The organism is Vibrio sp. 1402 (assembly GCF_033340275.1).
The window spans coordinates 87,642-105,620 of record NZ_JAWOWE010000001.1 but is presented as its reverse complement, the minus strand read 5'-3'; the positions used below and the strand labels follow the sequence as shown (position 1 = coordinate 105,620).

General features: G+C 43.0%; 17 protein-coding genes and 1 pseudogene. 9 read left to right on the top strand and 9 right to left on the bottom strand.

Translation table 11 applies throughout. The features are described 5' to 3' along the window. Positions 1 to 136: 136 nt before the first annotated feature. Both R7044_RS00455 and R7044_RS00450 read left to right on the top strand, forming a co-directional pair. Positions 137 to 631, top strand: a complete 495-nt coding sequence (locus R7044_RS00455; protein ID WP_033906521.1) for a YcxB family protein — start codon at positions 137 to 139, stop codon at positions 629 to 631. Positions 632 to 975: 344 nt separating this feature from the next. Beyond that, positions 976 to 1,146 carry a hypothetical protein gene (locus tag R7044_RS00450; protein ID WP_162564176.1) on the top strand — a complete coding sequence of 57 codons (171 nt, stop codon included), beginning with the start codon at positions 976 to 978 and terminating at the stop codon, positions 1,144 to 1,146. Positions 1,147 to 1,456: 310 nt separating this feature from the next. Here the strand turns inward: R7044_RS00450 and R7044_RS00445 are convergent, their stop codons facing one another. Then, positions 1,457 to 2,653, bottom strand: a complete 1,197-nt coding sequence (locus tag R7044_RS00445; RefSeq protein WP_033906522.1) for a lipase family protein — start codon at positions 2,651 to 2,653, stop codon at positions 1,457 to 1,459. After that, entirely contained in the window at positions 2,653 to 3,201 is a 549-nt protein-coding gene (locus tag R7044_RS00440; protein WP_033906564.1) for a DUF6795 domain-containing protein, read from the bottom strand. Before R7044_RS00440 ends, R7044_RS00445 begins: the two co-directional genes overlap by 1 nt. A gap of 352 nt (positions 3,202 to 3,553) precedes the next feature. Here R7044_RS00440 and R7044_RS28585 point away from each other — a divergent pair, with 352 nt between their 5' ends. Continuing rightward, positions 3,554 to 3,751, top strand: coding sequence for a transposase (locus tag R7044_RS28585; RefSeq protein WP_033906523.1), 198 nt, complete (start codon positions 3,554 to 3,556; stop codon positions 3,749 to 3,751). A 234-nt stretch (positions 3,752 to 3,985) separates the two neighbouring features. Then, a pseudogene (locus R7044_RS00435) lies at positions 3,986 to 4,138 on the top strand (YcxB family protein); the annotation flags it as partial. A gap of 119 nt (positions 4,139 to 4,257) precedes the next feature. Here the strand turns inward: R7044_RS00435 and R7044_RS00430 are convergent. The 3 genes from R7044_RS00430 to R7044_RS00420 form a co-directional block, all read right to left on the bottom strand. Continuing rightward, the gene (locus R7044_RS00430; RefSeq protein WP_172563782.1) at positions 4,258 to 4,998 is read right to left on the bottom strand and encodes a helix-turn-helix domain-containing protein; all 741 of its coding nucleotides are present in this window, start codon (positions 4,996 to 4,998) and stop codon (positions 4,258 to 4,260) included. A 104-nt stretch (positions 4,999 to 5,102) separates the two neighbouring features. Next, entirely contained in the window at positions 5,103 to 5,564 is a 462-nt protein-coding gene (locus tag R7044_RS00425; protein WP_033906524.1) for a carboxymuconolactone decarboxylase family protein, read from the bottom strand. 197 nt (positions 5,565 to 5,761) lie between these two features. Further along, positions 5,762 to 6,673 carry a DMT family transporter gene (locus R7044_RS00420; protein ID WP_033906525.1) on the bottom strand — a complete coding sequence of 304 codons (912 nt, stop codon included), beginning with the start codon at positions 6,671 to 6,673 and terminating at the stop codon, positions 5,762 to 5,764. A 93-nt stretch (positions 6,674 to 6,766) separates the two neighbouring features. Here R7044_RS00420 and R7044_RS00415 point away from each other — a divergent pair, with 93 nt between their 5' ends. The 3 genes from R7044_RS00415 (at position 6,767) to R7044_RS00405 (ending at position 9,418) form a co-directional block, all read left to right on the top strand. Continuing rightward, a complete protein-coding gene (locus tag R7044_RS00415) occupies positions 6,767 to 7,672 on the top strand; it encodes a LysR family transcriptional regulator (protein WP_054730378.1) in 906 nt (301 codons plus the stop codon). Positions 7,673 to 7,938: 266 nt separating this feature from the next. Then, entirely contained in the window at positions 7,939 to 8,766 is an 828-nt protein-coding gene (locus tag R7044_RS00410; protein ID WP_225455282.1) for an MBL fold metallo-hydrolase, read from the top strand. A 250-nt stretch (positions 8,767 to 9,016) separates the two neighbouring features. Next, on the top strand, positions 9,017 to 9,418 hold the full coding sequence (locus R7044_RS00405; RefSeq protein ID WP_005388788.1) for a VOC family protein: 402 nt from the start codon (positions 9,017 to 9,019) through the stop codon (positions 9,416 to 9,418). Between the two features lie 241 nt (positions 9,419 to 9,659). On the opposite strand, the gene gcvP is transcribed toward R7044_RS00405, so the two are convergent. The 3 genes from gcvP to R7044_RS00390 all read right to left on the bottom strand — a co-directional run bounded on the left by gcvP (position 9,660) and on the right by R7044_RS00390 (position 14,380). Then, the gene (gene gcvP, locus R7044_RS00400) at positions 9,660 to 12,524 is read right to left on the bottom strand and encodes an aminomethyl-transferring glycine dehydrogenase (RefSeq protein ID WP_225455281.1); all 2,865 of its coding nucleotides are present in this window, start codon (positions 12,522 to 12,524) and stop codon (positions 9,660 to 9,662) included. Positions 12,525 to 12,650: 126 nt separating this feature from the next. Beyond that, positions 12,651 to 13,031 carry a glycine cleavage system protein GcvH gene (gene gcvH / locus R7044_RS00395; protein ID WP_005376432.1) on the bottom strand — a complete coding sequence of 127 codons (381 nt, stop codon included), beginning with the start codon at positions 13,029 to 13,031 and terminating at the stop codon, positions 12,651 to 12,653. 53 nt (positions 13,032 to 13,084) lie between these two features. Continuing rightward, positions 13,085 to 14,380: a serine hydroxymethyltransferase gene (locus tag R7044_RS00390; protein WP_225455280.1), complete on the bottom strand. Its 1,296-nt coding sequence runs from the start codon at positions 14,378 to 14,380 to the stop codon at positions 13,085 to 13,087. A gap of 379 nt (positions 14,381 to 14,759) precedes the next feature. Between R7044_RS00390 and R7044_RS00385 the strand changes: the two genes are divergently transcribed. Together R7044_RS00385 and gcvT are read left to right on the top strand one after the other, a co-directional pair. Next, entirely contained in the window at positions 14,760 to 15,383 is a 624-nt protein-coding gene (locus tag R7044_RS00385; protein ID WP_005376429.1) for a helix-turn-helix domain-containing protein, read from the top strand. A gap of 531 nt (positions 15,384 to 15,914) precedes the next feature. Beyond that, positions 15,915 to 17,033 carry a glycine cleavage system aminomethyltransferase GcvT gene (gene gcvT / locus R7044_RS00380; RefSeq protein WP_053303572.1) on the top strand — a complete coding sequence of 373 codons (1,119 nt, stop codon included), beginning with the start codon at positions 15,915 to 15,917 and terminating at the stop codon, positions 17,031 to 17,033. 71 nt (positions 17,034 to 17,104) lie between these two features. Here gcvT and vdeR read toward each other — a convergent pair whose 3' ends face one another. Then, complete coding sequence (vdeR, locus tag R7044_RS00375; protein WP_005376423.1) at positions 17,105 to 17,833, bottom strand: efflux transporter transcriptional repressor VdeR; 729 nt, start codon at positions 17,831 to 17,833, stop codon at positions 17,105 to 17,107. Positions 17,834 to 17,979 lie beyond the last annotated feature (146 nt).

Genomic DNA, 17,979 nt, shown 5'->3' with positions numbered 1-17,979 from the left:
TCTAATGTTTCGTTATCATTGATTTACAAAACAGTATCAAAAGGGCTAAAGATAAAGCCAGAGAAGCGCTACAATGCTCGCGTTGCAAGAGTGCAACCAAGAATACTCATTTACAGAAGCCTTGAAGTAACCATACATGTCTAAAGATTTCGAATTCACTACAGAATACACACTCGACAAGCCATTTTTTGCTGAGTGTTATGATCAAACTAGCCAGCCAGTTAAGTTCCCGCAAGCGTATTTGAAAGGGATCCTCTTTCTAATTTTTGGTGTGGTTTTATTGGAGTTTGAACTGCTACCTAACGGTTACGTCGGTTGGTTCTTTATCGTATTGAGTGTGATTGAAGCGTGCAGCGTTTACTTCAAAAGAACTTGGTGGCTGTGGCGTCAAACCATCAGCTCAAGTCGCGGCAGTAAAGTGGTGTTTGAAGTGAATGCAGATGGCGTACGCTACAAAAGCGGTAAAGTTGACCGCAGCCTCGCTTGGAATGATATCGACCAACTCGAACAAACTGATTTGGGCTTTATCCTTCACCTTGGTAAACAACGCCAATACATCAGCAAATCTTGCTTAAACGAAGAAGTGATCGCGTTTATGGTAGAGCAGCACGCGGCATCAAAAGCGAGCTAACAAAAAAGCGAGTCCGTGGGTTTGCTTTTTTGATCTTAGAGTTTGATGCTTATGGGGTAGCTCTGATTCAGGCTCAAAATCTGAACCACTACACTCGGTGTTTCTGGTTGCGTCTTTCCAGTATATGGACTCCTTAAGTGTGCTGCGGAGTTAGTGTGTAAACTGAACCAAAAAAGTGACAATGAGATAGTTTATTGTGAGCCTACAGTGATGACGCCAACTTCTAGAGCATTTTTGCTCGATTACTATGTTCGGCAAAGGTTTGACATTCGTTAGTTTGTTGGGTTTTCCCTAATAAAGTTCATGTGGCCAGTGTTGGACTTATGCGTCTAAAGGTAACTTCTATGCGGAAGAAACTTATTCGATTTGAGGGGGCTATCCATGGAATTGCGATTCGAGCCCCATGGGAGGCGTTCGAAGCTTTAGGTAAAGTAGCCTATGAGAATGGAGTGTACAGCGAGAATCGAACCTACATCATCATCAGCTTGGAAGGGGGCGCAGTTCGGGTTTTGTAAGAGCCATTTCCCATTAAATCTATTTAATGTCAATTGTTTAAGTTACTTTTCCAACAGAAATCCAAAAACAGTTGAAACTGTAAACCTACATTTTGGCTCCTAATCACGAATTTGAAAATAGTGAAAAATTCATTATTTTCAAATTCGTTTTGATAAATCGCGACCCGATTTGGTTAGAAAGTTTCATCTAAAAAGTGCTTAATAAGAATCCCATTTAGCGGCGTTATGTCAATGTCACCAGTTAACTTATGAGGTGACGAGTTCGCCTCTAACTAAGCATTCACGTTACTATGCCATTGCAATGGTTAGGTTAACTTAGCAACGATATCGCTTGTTTAGATACTCTGACTAGTCGTCCAATGGTTCTTTCGAAAACCCATCTAATGAATCGGGCGGATAGATCCTCAACGATGGTCCCATAGTGACCGGCAAAAACAAGCATATGGCCTAATAAGCCTTTTAGTTGCTCTTCATTGCGCTTAGATGATTTAGCAACGGCTTCTAGCTTTCTTGAAAGCCAATCATAAAAGGTCAAGCCAGCAATCACGCCTGCTTGAATCGTTACCGTTGACAAAAGAGCCACATCTTTCAAATAGGTGATAAGTGCGCCCTGTATTCTATCGGCCCAATACTCCGAAAAAGAAGCTTGATTTCGTTGCTCATACTTTAGACGGATAGGGGTAAATAAGTGGTCATTCGATTTCCTCTTCAACGCTCCCCAAGAATCCGAGGAAGCAGTGTTTAAGTAACCCGGATTTTTGTTTCTTGCCATCAAATGGGCTGATATGCTTAACCCAGTGCCAGAGTCCAAGCGGTACTCGCCTGTTGAGATTGGAGCATGAATAAATGGCCAAAGCGGTATTTTGGGTACAGGATCAGCACCATGCGTACATCGATAAACACCATCGTTTAGCTTTTCCGATGAGCGTGCGTATGCTTCCAGACCAACTCTAGGAGCGCCAAAGGTGTATAAGGTGGTTCTGACCTTCATCTCATTACGCACCCAATCAGCGCAAAGTGATGCGAGTGCTCCACCTAAGCTGTGCCCAACGCAATGTATACGTTTTGGTTTAGGATTCATCTGCATAATATACTGCTTCAACTTGGGGCTAAGACTTTGAAAACAATTGTTGAAACCAGCATGAGCGGGCGAACCGTTTGGTGATCCTTTCACCCCTATATTCGCATTTGTGATCCAGTCATTAGCATTTTGTGTTCCTCGAATTGAAATGACAATTTCATTCTCAAATGTAGAACCTTTACCAGTGCCAACCACTGCAAACGCCTCTGAAGTTCTCATCAAGCCAGGGATAACTTTACGCAATACCGGTACATTGGATAAACCCGCTACACCGCCTGTAAAACCATCAAATACATCATCTTCAGAAAAAGAAAAGTGATTTGAAAAACTGTTTTTGCCCGGCATGATAAAACGGCCATTATTTTCATAAGCTTTGTAAGGAATATCCGCTATTTCTGAAGCCATTTTTGGTGTTAACTTTGCCATTACGTGTCCTTATTTAGTAATATTTTTTCAGAAAATCCTTTCAAATCACACCTACTAATAATTTCAAGATCGAGGCCATTCTCAACAAATTTATTTTTAAAAAAGTAACGATATTCGTCCGAATTAATCTCACAACTTAAATCAAGAAGATTATCTGAAATAAATTCATAGGGTTTCACGTCAGAAAAGCGAGCCTCTAGTAAGTAGTATTTTTTGCCATCTACAAAAATGTAAATACCAATGTAGCTAGAGGATTCATGAAGGGCAGGTTCTTTAAACGTCTGATAGTGATATGTAGGTTGGAAATGAAAATAACCATTTTCTGACGTAATTGTCTCGGTGATATAACGGTTTTTAGAAAAAGCCGTGTGTAGATAAACTACCTCGCTAGTAAACGCTTTCCCGTCTAAGTATAAGCGACCAGTGATCTCTGAGCTAAGTATGTATTGAAACTTTTTTAATTTGAAGAAATTAAACATATCTGCGTTACAACCTGTTGAGAGCAATAATATTGTGGCACTCATAAGGGAAACCAGTATTTTAGTCATTTGTTTACCAATATTGTACATAGGTCAACCCATATCCACGCGTGAGACGATACTATGTCCTAATGCTCTCAAGTGCTAGCCTAGGACCGCCCCAATTCTCAAAAATAAGTCATGTCAAAGCTTATATCTAGGCATACTTTAAAAAATAATGTAAATGACATGTCTATTACTTTCATGGGGTAAACATAAGTAGACTCCCTCTGGCAAAAAAATACCGAGCTATTCGTTAAAGTACCTATCCACGTCCATTTCGTAAGCTTGCATACTCATTGTCTCATTCTGAATTCTTATCATGAAGACCAGTTAACAATAGCTACCGCGAAAATGGTTGTTTTTTTATAACCGATAAAACATGGCGCCATCTCAACTTTTTCAGCACCATTGCTATATCACAGCGAAAATACCTCGAGTTCACTATAAAGCTCATCGATGTGCCTGGGCAGGTTGGAGTGGTGTCAAAGATGAGCTTCCGAAAGCGAATGTTACTCTCGACTGGTTCCATATTGTGCAGTTATTACACTGGCTGTTGATGACGCTCGAAAAACAATGACATGCAAAAAGCTCTTCGTTGGGCGGTGTTAAAGGATGCTGAGAGTCCGATGACAGATAGGCAAGTACAAGCTTTAGTTGACTAGAGCCAGTAAGAAAAGTCCTAACAACCTTAGAAAAGCACCCAGAGAGAATACTTCAACGTTGGAGCTCGACCTATGCTAATACCGAGAATTTGACTGACCGAGGCACTGAATACTGTGGCCGTGTTGAACAGCATGATTACCAACTCTACCTAGCTATCAATGATATCGACCAATTCGAACAAACTGATTTGGGCTTTATCCTTCACCTTGGTAAACAACGCCAATACATCAGCAAATCTTGCTTAAATGAAGAAGCGATCGCGTTTATGGTAGAGCGGCACGCGGCATCAAAAGCGAGCTAACCAACTCACATCAAGCTGGAATGAGCGATCGAAAAAGTAGGTGATATATGATCGAACATTGTAACAAGTATATGGTCGATTCTGAATCAATTGGGTTTGATGTAGAAAGCTAATAAGGTTTAGAGGTTTCTCTTTCGGACATACTGCTTCGGTGTCATGCGCGCAATCTGCTTACACTCTCTAGTCATGTGTGCTTGATCGGAAAAACCTTGCTCTAGCGCCAACTCCGATAAAGTAAGATCGGGTTGCGCTCGGAGTTGCTCTAAAGTGTGCTTAACTCGTTTAATGCGTTGGTAATGTTTAGGAGTAATCCCCAACCATTTCTGAAAATTGCGCTCTCTCTGGCGCTGACTGATGGTCCCTGTAGGTTGGTCAATAATGTGGCCGACATACCGCGGTTCATATTCGTCAATCAGTGTTTGAACCCAGCGATATAACGTAGAAATCCTTGCATATGGCGAACGCGCTGTTTGCAGAGACTCAAATGTTGCTAGCGCAGAAGAAGCCAAAGGGTGGTCGTCTTGAATCCGCAATAGCTGTTCTAGACGTTTACCAAATAGTTGATAACTAACAGCAGGATGAAAGCGTACGCCAGTCATCACCGCACCTGGCGGTAGGCAGACCTGATGTGCCAGAATGCTTATAGGTAGTAGGACAACCCCTGGCGTTTGCCACTCACCATCCATTTGTACTTCATTCTGTAAAATGAATACCACACCTGTACCAGCATCACTGAGTAATTGTTTACGTACGGTTTGCGTCGTATCAGGTTTGACGGATGCTGACCAAATGGCTTGAACATAGCCAGCTAAAGCCTTTTGAGGTTTTAAAATATCAAATTCTAAGTTCAAATGAATCATCCTATTTAACCTCAACTTAAATGAGAAAGTGATACACATGTACTTTTCATCCTATTAAGTTGAGGTATAAGCAGTGGCTTACAAGTAAGAACCGTCAAATAGAATTATCGAGGTTTATAGACTCCAACCTTTGGCTTAAATGCCTTAACTATTCGGTTCCAACTATTGATCGCGTTGATTGCAATTGTTAGGTTGACCATAGCTTCTTCTCCGAAGGTATTCAAGGTCAGCTGATAGGTATCATCATCTACTGGTAGGCCAGCAGTTAGTAATTCAGCCCAACCTAGTGCAACGTGTTCTGCATCGCTGTAGAATGGCATATCTTTCCATGCACTAAGCCCCCATATGCGTTCCGGCTTTTCACCTAACTTAAGCGCATCTTTACTATGCATGTCGATACAAAATGCACATTGATTGATTTGCGATATGCGTAACTTAACCAGTTCCCATATGATCATGTTCATAGTTTCTGATTGGCTAAATTGTTCATGGAAGTAAGCTTCCTGAGCGTATAGGATTTCTATTGCTTTTGGCGCTACTTCAATATATTTGAGTCGTTTTTTCATGGTCATTCTCCTTTGTTTTTTACATAGTAAAAAACGCTCTTAGCAAAAGATTGAAGATTTTCGACATGCACTCAATAAAGTTAGATAAAAGAGTGAACGACGAAAGCGAAAAAATGTACCTATTGGAAACCAAGAAAACTTATGCCAATTAACAAAGTATTGCTCTAAATAATGCGACTTAAGGTTGGCGTCTATTTTTACTCCACCACCTTCCGTAAACGAGCAAAAGGTGCTGAGTTACCTATATACACACCAGCCGCAACGATAAAGACGCCTAAAACATTTTCCCATTGAGCCTGATCACCAGAAATGGACGAAATCAGTAGAGTGAATACCGGCATAATATTAAATAATGGAGACATTTTATCTGGACCAAGAACGATAGCGCCTTTCATCCAAAAGTAATAAGCAATCAAAGTTCCAAACAGGCTCATGTAAGCTATTAATGCTAGGTCTTTAAATGTTATGGCATTTAAGCTACGGCTAAAGTCGCCGTGGTACATCGCTATAGCGACCATTTGAATGGCACCAATACTTAACACCCAACGTAACTGCTGAGTTACTGGGATATGAGATGTTAAACGCTTCGCTAGAATTGTGTATAAACACCCACTAATTAAAGCAAATAACATGTATAGATCACCAATATTACTATTGCTGCTAATAGAATGAATATTTCCCCCTGTAATGACGATTACCACTCCACAAAAACTGATTAGTGCACCTAAAATAGTTTTAACCGAAATGGAAGTTTTGAGAATAAAGCCCGACAACAAGATAGTGACAAGTGGTAGATTTGCCTGAACAACCGCTGCGTTCACTGGGGTAGTAAAGCTCATTGCAGAGAAAATAGAGAAGTTTTGGATAGTTACACCCACGGTTGCTATAACAAACAACGACAACATACTTTTTCGTGTGAGCTTGGCTCCATATGGAGAGCGTTTAGTACCTCTTATCAACAAGAGTATTAAAGCTGCAACGGAAAACCGTAACGTCGCTGAATCCAAAGGAGAGACATCGCTATTAATAGCCTTTATTACGTTAAAATTACTAGACCAAAAAAAGATAGCGACAACAACACCGCACCAAATTGATAAATGCTTAGACATAGATCTTCCTGATAAAAATTAACTTGACGCGATAATGCTATATATTTCATATTTGATTTTTAATAGCCAAATTTAAGAGGGTTAATCCCAAATATGGAACGTCACTCTTTGGATGACCTTTTGTTATTCGTTTCTGTTGCTCGTTATCAAAGCCTAACACAAGCATCTGAGCGTCTTAATGTCCCGTTAGCCACGCTAAGCCGGAAGTTAAAAAGGCTGGAAACAAACTTAAATTGCAGACTATTTAACCGCAGTGCACACCACTTTGCGTTAACAACTGATGGCGAAAAATATTATCAACTCTGTGAGCCATTACTTCTTAGCTTAAATAATGTGACATCGAGAATTGCGACTGAGCGTCAGTCTTTAAGCGGAACGATAAAACTATCAGCGCCAATTAACATGACACAGATGTGGTTAAAGCGGTGCGTTTATGAATTTGCAGAGCAACATCCGAAGATATGTATCGATTTAGATGTACAGAATGAAAAAATCAATCTTGTATCTAACCGTGTCGATGTTAGTTTTCGTCTTGGTGATCTTATTGAACAAGACTGGATTGCTCAGAAATTATGGTCGATTCCATTTGCGCTTTGTGCATCACGAAGCTATTTAGAACAACACCAACCGATTACCCATCCAGAACAACTTGTTCATCATCGCCTAATTACGGTAAACAACGACAGCCAATGGAAATTAGTTAATCAAATCACCAATGAAACATTTGATCATCCGCTAAAGTTTCAATTCACTTCAAATGATGTACTACTAGTTAGAGACGCCGTCATCCATGGTTTAGGAATTGCGTGGATTCCAACCTATTACTTTCATGAGCTAAATCATGATCAACATAACCTGCTGCCTTTGTTGCCGGAATGGCAATGCTCGGGTAAAGAAGTATTCATTATGTATCGAGACCGCGATAAAAGGCCTGCAAGAGTTGATGCATTTATTGAACATGTCTTAAATTGGAAAAATCGCATTCAAATGTTTGCTTGAAAGAGGTTTATCACATTGTGCTGTGCCGGTAACCTCAAGTGAAGCTTCATGACTCTGCTTCAATTGAGTTCATTTATTTAACCTCTAAAAGAATCATGAATACATAGGCAGTTAATGGGATTCGAGTTTACAAGTGATTCGGTCAGCTAAAACTCAAGCTAAGTAGAAAGTATTTGCAGTTGTATTTGCCTCTGAAAATCGTTTAGAGCTTTCTCATCCGCGAAGTTCTATAAGAAATTATTAAGGATATATTTGTGTGCGATTTCGTGAAAAAAATTATTGTAGGTTTACTTTTCAGTGCTTCGTCTTTTGCTTCCTTAAGTCAATATGTTCCAGCAATGAATGATAAGAACGGTTATGTAGAACCATTTCAGATGTTTGATAATGTCTATTATGTAGGAGACAAGTGGGTCTCATCATATGCCATTGCTACAGAAGACGGACTTGTTATCATTGATACGCTTGACTTCCCTTACTCTGAGTGGATACCTATCAACCTAGAGAAGCTAGGGCTAAAAGATAAGCCAATAACGCACATATTGGTAACTCATGGGCATTCTGACCACGTTGGGGGCGCCCAGTTACTTCAAGAGAAGTATGGTTCCAAAGTCGTGATGACCAAAAGCGCTCATGAACTATCTATACAGCAATCAAACAAAAGCGAAGGTGAGAACAAGTTCCTTCCTCCAAATTTAGACATAGAGATAAAAAGCGATAGCTCCATGGTTATTGGTGGACATGAGTTTAAGTTCTATCTCACACCTGGCCACACGGAAGGTGATTATTCCTTAGACTTCGCTGTTGAAGATAATGGCGAACAATATCGTGCTTTTATCGTTGGTGGGCATAGCGTAAGTAGCAATGATCCAGAAGTTATTGGCCAGTTCCTGACTAGCATGGAGAAAATTAGAAAAATTTCACTACAGGCACCTATTGTGAACGTTAACCTTTCGAACCATCCACATAAAAATTTCCTTTTTGAAAATAGGAAGAAGCTCGGCACAAGCGGTAACCCGTTTATCAGTGAGGCAAACTTCTTCATGTTCCTTAAGCAACAAGAAGATTTAGCTAAGGGAAAACTAGAAGAACTATAATACCATGGTATACGAGCAGCCTTCGTTATTAGGTTAGAGGTTTACTCTTGAGTTATAGCTAAGGCTTTAATAAGTTGCTCAATCAAGATTCGACACTGGTGGCAGCTATATTGTTTGTCGGTTCTAGTGACAAAGGCGCTGTGCGTAAACATTCGTATTGTGTGCCTTAAACCTTTGCAAGGCGTTACGTGCTTTCTGGAAAAGTCTCAAAATAGCGTACAATTAGCGTTTTGACACAGCGGAAATCATCATGGCCAAAACTGTTCAGCAGCAAATCGGAAACATTGCTCTAGTCGTTGAAAATTACGACGATGCTATCGAGTTCTATACTCAAAAACTTCAATTCACTCTGGTTGAAGATACCAACCTAGGTGGTGGTAAACGCTGGGTTCAAGTTTCTCCTCCAAACTCCAATGGTACAAACCTACTTTTAGCTCAAGCGAGTACACCGGAGCAAACGCATGCAGTAGGAAATCAAACAGGTGGTCGTGTTTTCCTGTTTCTGCAAACTAATGATTTTTGGCGTGACTACGAGTTGATGAAGAAAAATGGTGTTGTATTTAATGAAGAGCCTCGTGTGGAAGAATACGGGACAGTGGTGGTGTTCCAAGATCTCTATGGTAATAAATGGGACTTACTGCAACTGAACTAGAAACTACATAGCACCTGCATAGCATAGTGTTCATGAGGAGTTTCCAACAAGCCTTTAAGGCTCTGAGATATTAGTGCTAATTCATAGGTTCTCAGAAGTTACTGTATTTCTAAATCACTTTTGTGCAAACAATAACTAGCCATCATTCCTTCTCGATGTATCAACAAGTGTTAGGGCGGCACACCAAAAACAAAAAGGCGAACCAAACGGTTCGCCTTTGTCGATTTAGAGACTACAAAAATTAATCTTCGTAGTTATCGATGCTTGGGCATGAACAGATTAGGTTACGGTCGCCGTATACGTTATCTACGCGGTTTACCGTTGGCCAGTACTTCCAAGATTTGGTCGCTTTAGACGGGAAGCAGCCAATCTCGCGAGAGTAAGGGCGGTCCCAATCTTCAGCTGAAAGATCAACTTGTGTGTGTGGCGCGTTAACAAGTGGGTTGTTATCCAGTGGCCATTCACCGTTTTTCACTTTCTCCATTTCTTCGCGGATAGCGATCATCGCATCACAGAAGCGGTCCAGCTCTTCTAGATCTTCCGATTCCGTTGGCTCAACCATTAGCGTGCCCGCTACAGGGAACGACATAGTTGGTGCGTGGAAACCGTAGTCCATTAGACGCTTCGCGATGTCTTCTTCGCTGATACCTGTTTCTTCTTTCAGCGGACGAATGTCGATAATACATTCGTGCGCTACGCGGCCATTTTTGCCACGGTAAAGAACAGGGTAGTGTTGGCGAAGTGTTTCCATCACGTAGTTTGCGTTCAGAATTGCTACTTTTGTAGCATCTGTTAGGCCAGCTTCGCCCATCATTGCGATGTAAGCCCAAGAGATAGGCAGGATAGAAGCGCTACCCATATCTGCTGCTGATACTGCGAAATCTGCGCCTTCTACACCGTCTTCAATATGCCCTGGTAAGAAAGGAGCTAGGTGAGATTTCACACCGATAGGACCCATACCCGGACCGCCACCACCGTGCGGGATGCAGAAGGTTTTGTGTAGGTTTAGGTGAGAAACATCTGAACCGATGAAGCCTGGTGATGTTAGACCAACCTGCGCGTTCATGTTAGCGCCGTCTAGGTAAACCTGACCACCAGCGGCATGAACCATTTCACACACTTCTTTCACTTTCTCTTCGTAAACGCCGTGCGTAGAAGGGTAAGTGATCATAATGCTTGATAGGTTGTCTTTGTGTTTCTCGATTTTCGCTGCTAGGTCGTCGATGTCGATGTTGCCTTCTTCATCACACTTAACCACAACCACTTTCATTGACACCATAGATGCTGTCGCAGGGTTAGTACCGTGCGCAGAGCTTGGGATCAAACATACGTTGCGGTGACCTTCGCCACGGCTTTCGTGGTAGCGTTGAATCGCGATAAGACCTGCGTACTCACCCGATGCACCAGAGTTTGGTTGTAGTGAGAATGCGTCATAGCCAGTGATTTCACATAGCTTTTCTTTAAGGTCTTTTGCGAGTGCAGCGTAACCAGCTGCTTGTTCTGCTGGTGCGAACGGGTGGATCGAACCAAACTCAGGCCAAGTTACTGGAATCATCTCTGCTGCTGCGTTCAGCTTCATCGTACAGCTGCCCAGTGGGATCATGCCGTGCGTGAGTGAGAAGTCTTTGTTCTCTAGCTGTTTTAGGTAACGCATCATCTGTGTTTCGCTGTGGTGCGTGTTAAACACAGGGTGTGTTAGATATTCTGTTGTGCGGCGCAATGCTTCTGGAATGGCTGCAAACTCGTTGCCTGCGATTTCAGTTGATAGTGCTGCGACTTCTTCTTTCACACCGAATACTGCGAATAGGGCTTCTACATCTGCCACGGTTGTGGTTTCGTCGAAGCTCACACCTAGCTGAGTATCCAACTTACGTAGGTTGATGTCTGCGGCTAGTGCTTTCGCGTATAGGTCTTCAGTTTGTGCACCTGTGTTGATAGTGATGGTGTCGAAGAAGCTGTTGTGAGCAAGCTCGAAGCCGCCTTTAGTTAGGCCAGCGGCTAGGATGGCTGTCATGTGGTGCGTACGACGAGCAATCGTGCGTAGACCTTCTGCGCCGTGGTAAACCGCGTAGAAAGACGCCATGTTCGCTAGCAGTGCTTGAGCAGTACAAATGTTTGAAGTCGCTTTTTCACGACGGATGTGCTGTTCACGCGTTTGCATTGCCATACGCAGTGCTTGGTTACCGTTGGTATCGATAGAAACACCGATAACACGCCCAGGCATTGTACGCTTGTGCTTATCACGAGTTGCCATGAAAGCAGCGTGTGGACCGCCGTAACCCATCGGCACGCCAAAACGTTGTGCTGAACCGATTGCTACGTCTGCGCCCATTTCACCTGCAGGTTTAAGCAGGGTAGAAGCAAGAAGGTCCGTTGCTACAGTCACTAGTGTTTTGTTTGCTTGCGCTTTAGCGATGATGTCCGTTAGGTCACGAACTTCACCTGTTGTACTTGGGTATTGAACTAGTGCGCCGAACACGTCTTGCTCTGGTAGTGATTCTAAAGAACCAACCAAGACTTCAAAGCCGATGAATTTCGCACGAGTTTTTACCACTTCGATGGTTTGTGGGTGAACGTCGTCAGCAACGAAGAATACGTTGCTCTTGCTTTTACCCGCACGCTTACAAAGTGTCATCGCTTCTGCTGCTGCCGTTGCTTCATCAAGCAATGACGCGTTCGCGATTTCCATACCAGTAAGATCCATCACCATTTGTTGGTAGTTTAGAAGTGCTTCTAAACGACCTTGTGAGATCTCTGGTTGGTAAGGGGTGTAAGCAGTGTACCAGCCCGGGTTTTCCATCACGTTGCGTAGAATCACGTTCGGCGTGAAGGTGTTGTAGTAACCCTGACCAATGAATGTACGTTTAACTTGGTTCTGATCGGCGAACTTACGCATGGCTGCCAGCATGTCTGCTTCGCTTTTCGCTTCAGCCAAGCTCATTGGTTGCTCTAGGCGAATTTGTGCTGGTACGGTTTCGTCGATAAGCGAATCTAGGCTAACTGCGTTGATCGCTTCCAACATTTTCTGTTGGTCAGATTTGTTTGGTCCATTGTGGCGAGCAACGAACTCGTTTTGTGTGCTGAGGCTTTGAAGTAATTCAGTCATTGTCCTTTACCTACTCCTTGGTTCGGGTAACGGATTTGCGTTACTGATAAATTAAATTATACGTCCGAACCTAGAAAAAAAGCTGTTCTCTAAACAGGCTAGGGAACAGCTTTCGTCACATCCTAATTACTCTTCTTCGATAGAGTTTAGGTATTCGTCTGCGTCTTTCAGGTTATCTAGTTCAGATACATCAGACATCTTCACTTTTACGATCCAGCCACCTTCGTACGGCTCTTCGTTAATTAGCTCTGGGCTGTCTTCTAGTTCTTCATTGATTTCTACGATTTCACCAGTGATTGGTGCGTAGATGTCTGACGCTGCTTTTACAGATTCAACGAGAGAGAAGCTTTCACCTGCTTCAACTTCGTCTTCTACGTCTGGTAGGTCAACGAATACCACGTCACCTAGCATTTCTTGTGCATGCTCAGAAATACCAATTGTTACTGTGCCGTCACCGTTGTCACGTACCCACTCGTGGCTATCTGCAAACTTCAGTGTTTTGTCCATTGCTTAATCTCCGAATAACTTGTCAGGAATTATTATGATTTCAAAAAAATCGTTTACTGGTATAGAGGAAAGCGACTGCAAAGTTCTTTTACTTCTTTGCGAACGCGTTTTTCAACTTCTGCGTCACCTTCAGGGTTGTTCACTAAACCGTCCAGTACGTCACCAATCCAATTACCGATGAGTTTGAATTCTTCAGCGCCAAAGCCGCGGCTTGTACCCGCAGGCGTTCCTAAACGGATGCCCGATGTAATCATAGGCTTCTCTGTATCGAATGGGATGCCATTTTTGTTACATGTGATCCCAGCACGCTCTAGAGCTTCTTCTGCTTTATTGCCTTTCAACCCTTTCGGACGAAGGTCAACCAGCATTAGGTGCGTGTCTGTGCCACCCGTTACGATGTCGCAACCGCGAGTTTGCAATACTTCCGCTAGGACTTTTGCGTTATTGATCACCGAATCAATATAAGTTTTAAATTCAGGGCCAAGCGCTTCACCAAATGCGACCGCTTTGGCTGCGATAACGTGCATCAGTGGGCCACCTTGTAGGCCAGGGAATACGGCTGAGTTGATTTTCTTAATGATGTCTTCGTGGTTAGTAAGAATCATACCGCCGCGAGGGCCACGCAATGTTTTGTGTGTTGTAGTCGTAACAACGTGTGCGTGTGGCAGTGGGCTAGGGTGTGCGCCTGTTGCGATAAGACCAGCGATGTGCGCCATGTCGACCATAAGAATTGCATTTACTTCGTCTGCGATTTCACGGAATTTTGCAAAGTCGATAGTACGTGGAATAGCGCTACCACCTGCGATGATCATTTTAGGTTGGTGCTCAAGTGCTAGCTCACGAACATCTTCGTAGCTAATTTCTAGTGTTTCGCGATCAACACCGTATTGAACTGCGTTAAACCATTTACCAGAAAGTGCAGGGCGAGCACCGTGTGTTAGGTGGCCACCTGCGTCCAGAGACATACCAAGAATGGTGTCGCCAGGTTGAAGCAGTGCCAACTTTACTGCGCCGTTTGCTTGTGCGCCTGAGTGTGGTTGAACGTTTGCGTATTCACAATTGAAAAGTTTTTTTGCGCGTTCGATAGCAATGGCTTCCACTGTATCTACGTGCTCACAACCACCATAGTAACGGCGACCTGGGTAACCTTCAGCGTATTTGTTTGTTAGGCATGTGCCTTGAGCTTGCATTACCGCTTTAGAAACAATGTTCTCTGAAGCGATAAGTTCGATTTGTTCGTTTTGGCGAGCGGATTCCGCTTGAATTCCAGCAAAGACAGCATCATCTGTCGCAGAGAGGTTGGTAGAGAAAAAGTTTTCCAAGCTGTGGTTAGGGTAACTCTTATTCATGGTAGTTGACCTTCCAAATCTGAAAATGAACCCGCAATAGATGAGTTATGATTTGCGGTTGTGGTTCATTTGTCCTCAAAAACAGCTGAACTGCGTAGCAGAACAGAGTGAACATCCGGCCCTAAATTTGGGCAAAAACTCCGTTGGATTGCGTGTTTCCTTTACCAATCTCTTACGGAAATATGCATCTCTACATCTAACAAGTTGGTAACATAGCGCCTGTGACGGGAACAATCAACCAAAAATTTCCTATAGGAAACAAGATTTCAAAATTTGTTAACAAGAGCACGCTTTAATTCACTTGGTGGACTTCTATCCACTATGTGCTTCATGCACAATGCGAGTAAGACAAAAAATATGGATATCTATAGAGGGATTTATGGCAGAAAGTATTTACGATGAATACCCATCGATGACGTTGGCAAAAGAGCAACATGACCAAAATATCGAGCCGTTAAAACTGGGCCAGCGTATTAAGGATATCCGCTCGAAACTCGGTATCACATTAGAAGAAGCGAGTCAGCGAACCGGGCTTGCTCGATCTACACTGAGCAAAATAGAAAATGAGCAGATCTCCCCGACGTTTCAAGCGATGCAAAAATTGGCACTAGGCTTACAAATTGACATGCCACAACTCTTTGAGCCACCTAGAAAAAAGGTAGCGACAGGGCGCAGGGATGTTACCAAGAAGAATGAAGGTAAACCACACCCAACACAAACCTATGAACATGAACTGCTCGCGACACAACTTTCCAATAAGAAAATGATGCCGTTTAAGAGCCAAATTCGAGCTCGTAGTTTTGATGAATATAAAGACTGGGTTCGTCATGACGGCGAAGAATTTTTACTTATCTTATCTGGCGAGGTTATGTTCTATTCTGAGTTTTACGAACCTGTTGTTTTAAGCGAGGGAGACAGCGTTTATTACGATGCAAATATGGGACATATGTTGACCAGTGTTAGCGAGGAAGATGCGCTCATTTTGTGGGTGACAGCCAAATAGTGATAAATACTTGTAAATTTCCTATAGTGAAAGCAAACGATTGCTGTTGGTGGTCGTTATGATGAAAAAGCGCTTTTTTGATGAGAACTTGCTCATTAAAGCGCTTTTTTTGTACGATTTGTTGTGATTAAAATGTTAAGAGTCACACTTTTGAAAGTCGAGCGATGTCTTGTTCGTGCAAAATTGAATCAAGCGTGTTTATTATTGGAAACAAATACCCAAGTGACTTCAAGATGCAGGATTCAGAGCGTTGCCATTGATTCGAGTTCAAGGAAAACAATGCAGCGTAATAGCCAGCTCTTGCCAAGTTGTTTGACGCAGAAGTCGGTTCAATGACACGCTCCCGAAGGGCGAGTTGCCTTGGCTTGCATACTTTTTTGCCGATTCTTGATTTAGAGCCACTAGACCTTTAAATCGCCGCCGCGTCTGCAAACCAAGTCATTCTCGCTGAACCAAGCATCTCGAGGTTACTTGGGTATTATTCAAGTGAATGCCGACAGCATTCTCGGGTCTATCTAAATGGAGACGAAAATGACTCAAGAACTACTGAAAACACCACTACACGCACTTCACGTTGAAGTTGGTGCCAAAATGGTCCCGTTCGCGGGTTACGATATGCCTGTTCAGTATCCTCTAGGCGTAAAGAAGGAACACTTACATACTCGTGATGCGGCAGGTCTGTTTGACGTTTCTCACATGGGACAGCTTCGCCTAATTGGTGACGGTGCAGCTGCGTTCCTAGAAACATTAGTTCCAGTGGATATTGTGGATCTTGAGTCTGGTAAACAGCGTTACGCTTTTTTCACTAATGAAGAGGGCGGCATCATGGACGACTTGATGGTGGCTAACCTAGGCGATCATCTGTTTGTGGTTGTGAACGCAGCATGTAAAGCACAAGATATCGCACACCTACAAGCGCATTTACCATCTGGTGTTGAGCTAGAAATTATCGAAGACCGAGCTCTACTTGCAATCCAAGGCCCTAAAGCGGCGGCTGTATTGGCGCGTTTTGCACCAGAAGTTTCTGAAATGCTGTTCATGGATATTTGTAAAGTCGATGTTTTAGGCGCCGAGTGCATTGTTTCTCGTAGTGGTTATACAGGCGAAGACGGTTACGAAATCTCGGTTCCTGCTGACAAAGCCGAAGAGCTAGCACGTAAACTGACTGCGGAAGATGAAGTTGAATGGATTGGCCTTGGTGCTCGTGATTCACTTCGTCTTGAGTGTGGCCTTTGTCTATACGGTCATGACCTAGACACAACAACAACACCTGTTGAAGCGAGCTTGCTATGGGGTATCCAAAAAGTTCGTCGTATTGGTGGTGAACGTGAAGGTGGTTTCCCTGGCGCAGACATTATTCTTAAGCAGATTGAGACTAAAGATGTGGCGCGTAAGCGTGTGGGTCTAGTAGGTCAAACCAAAGCGCCAGTGCGTGAAGGTGTTGAACTGTTCGATGCTGACGGCGTTAAAATTGGCGTTGTAACCAGCGGTACGGCGGGTCCGAATGCAGGTAAGCCAGTCTCAATGGGTTATGTTCGTGCGGATTTGGCGGCGATTGGTACTGAAGTGTTCGCTGAAGTGCGTGGTAAAATGCTACCAATGACAGTTGAAAAAATGCCGTTCGTACCACAACGCTACTACCGTGGTTAAAACGAATTGAAACAAAAATGCCGAGCTTTGTAGCTCGGCATTTTTTATGTCTTCTTTTCGCTTGTTTACTTTTAGTTTACTGCTTCATCAATAGTACAGCACATATCAATAACGATATCTTCAAGCTTTTCCGGATGAATCATCTCTTCTTTTGGGATCCCAAATTGAGAGGCCATAATGGTATTAAACAATTCCCAATGCTTGATCAGCAGTTTTTCGCGATTATCTGCAATATCCGGCCATGTTTCTTGCATCATTGGCGCGAGACTGACAGCACCATGTGCGAAGATCAACATTTGCCACTTTGATTCCCACTGATCAAATTGTGCATTAGGGTTTTCGCTGTTGTACTGCTCGAAAATTCCGGTAAATATCGCAGCGAACTCATCTTTTGACTTTAAGAAATACTGCAGCAGAGCACCGTCATCGCCTTGTCGAATGGCATCGGCGATCATCTGTACTGGATGAGGATTGACGAGAGCAAATGCTAGCATGCGAACCATAAACAGATAAATTTTTCTATTCGAAGGTGTGTTCTCCGGCATTTCATTGATGAGTTCAGCCATATAGCACTGCATGAACTCGTCCATTGCATCGCTAACCGCTTGCCAGATTTTCTCTTTGCTGCCGAAGTGGTGACGGATCAAACTATGTGAAACACCAGCCTTTTCACTGATATTGCGCAGCGAGACACGCTCGTAACCAAGTTCACAAAACATATCTGCTGCCACTTTAAGGATCAGACACTTAGTTTGTTCTGCTGCTTCAGCACTTCTACGCCCCTGCTTTCTTTCATTCATAGTTCGAATTTTCCCGAATATTAATCACGCGCTTACTTTTACCAGAAACCGAACGCTTTGACTAATTAATTTGCTATCCACCTGGAAAATATGTTGATCAATTTCAAATTCTGCTTATACTGCACGGCTGTGTAATATATAAAACC

Bases quoted from the DNA above. Each gene is read 5' to 3' on its own strand.
- R7044_RS00455 (WP_033906521.1), top strand. From the start codon at position 137: ATGTCTAAAGATTTCGAATTCACTACAGAATACACACTCGACAAGCCA.
- R7044_RS00450 (WP_162564176.1), top strand. From the start codon at position 976: ATGCGGAAGAAACTTATTCGATTTGAGGGGGCTATCCATGGAATTGCG.
- R7044_RS00445 (WP_033906522.1), bottom strand. From the start codon at position 2,653: ATGGCAAAGTTAACACCAAAAATGGCTTCAGAAATAGCGGATATTCCT.
- R7044_RS00440 (WP_033906564.1), bottom strand. From the start codon at position 3,201: ATGACTAAAATACTGGTTTCCCTTATGAGTGCCACAATATTATTGCTC.
- R7044_RS28585 (WP_033906523.1), top strand. From the start codon at position 3,554: ATGGCGCCATCTCAACTTTTTCAGCACCATTGCTATATCACAGCGAAA.
- R7044_RS00430 (WP_172563782.1), bottom strand. From the start codon at position 4,998: ATGATTCATTTGAACTTAGAATTTGATATTTTAAAACCTCAAAAGGCT.
- R7044_RS00425 (WP_033906524.1), bottom strand. From the start codon at position 5,564: ATGAAAAAACGACTCAAATATATTGAAGTAGCGCCAAAAGCAATAGAA.
- R7044_RS00420 (WP_033906525.1), bottom strand. From the start codon at position 6,673: ATGTCTAAGCATTTATCAATTTGGTGCGGTGTTGTTGTCGCTATCTTT.
- R7044_RS00415 (WP_054730378.1), top strand. From the start codon at position 6,767: ATGGAACGTCACTCTTTGGATGACCTTTTGTTATTCGTTTCTGTTGCT.
- R7044_RS00405 (WP_005388788.1), top strand. From the start codon at position 9,017: ATGGCCAAAACTGTTCAGCAGCAAATCGGAAACATTGCTCTAGTCGTT.
- gcvP (WP_225455281.1), bottom strand. From the start codon at position 12,524: ATGACTGAATTACTTCAAAGCCTCAGCACACAAAACGAGTTCGTTGCT.
- gcvH (WP_005376432.1), bottom strand. From the start codon at position 13,031: ATGGACAAAACACTGAAGTTTGCAGATAGCCACGAGTGGGTACGTGAC.
- R7044_RS00390 (WP_225455280.1), bottom strand. From the start codon at position 14,380: ATGAATAAGAGTTACCCTAACCACAGCTTGGAAAACTTTTTCTCTACC.
- R7044_RS00385 (WP_005376429.1), top strand. From the start codon at position 14,760: ATGGCAGAAAGTATTTACGATGAATACCCATCGATGACGTTGGCAAAA.
- gcvT (WP_053303572.1), top strand. From the start codon at position 15,915: ATGACTCAAGAACTACTGAAAACACCACTACACGCACTTCACGTTGAA.
- vdeR (WP_005376423.1), bottom strand. From the start codon at position 17,833: ATGAATGAAAGAAAGCAGGGGCGTAGAAGTGCTGAAGCAGCAGAACAA.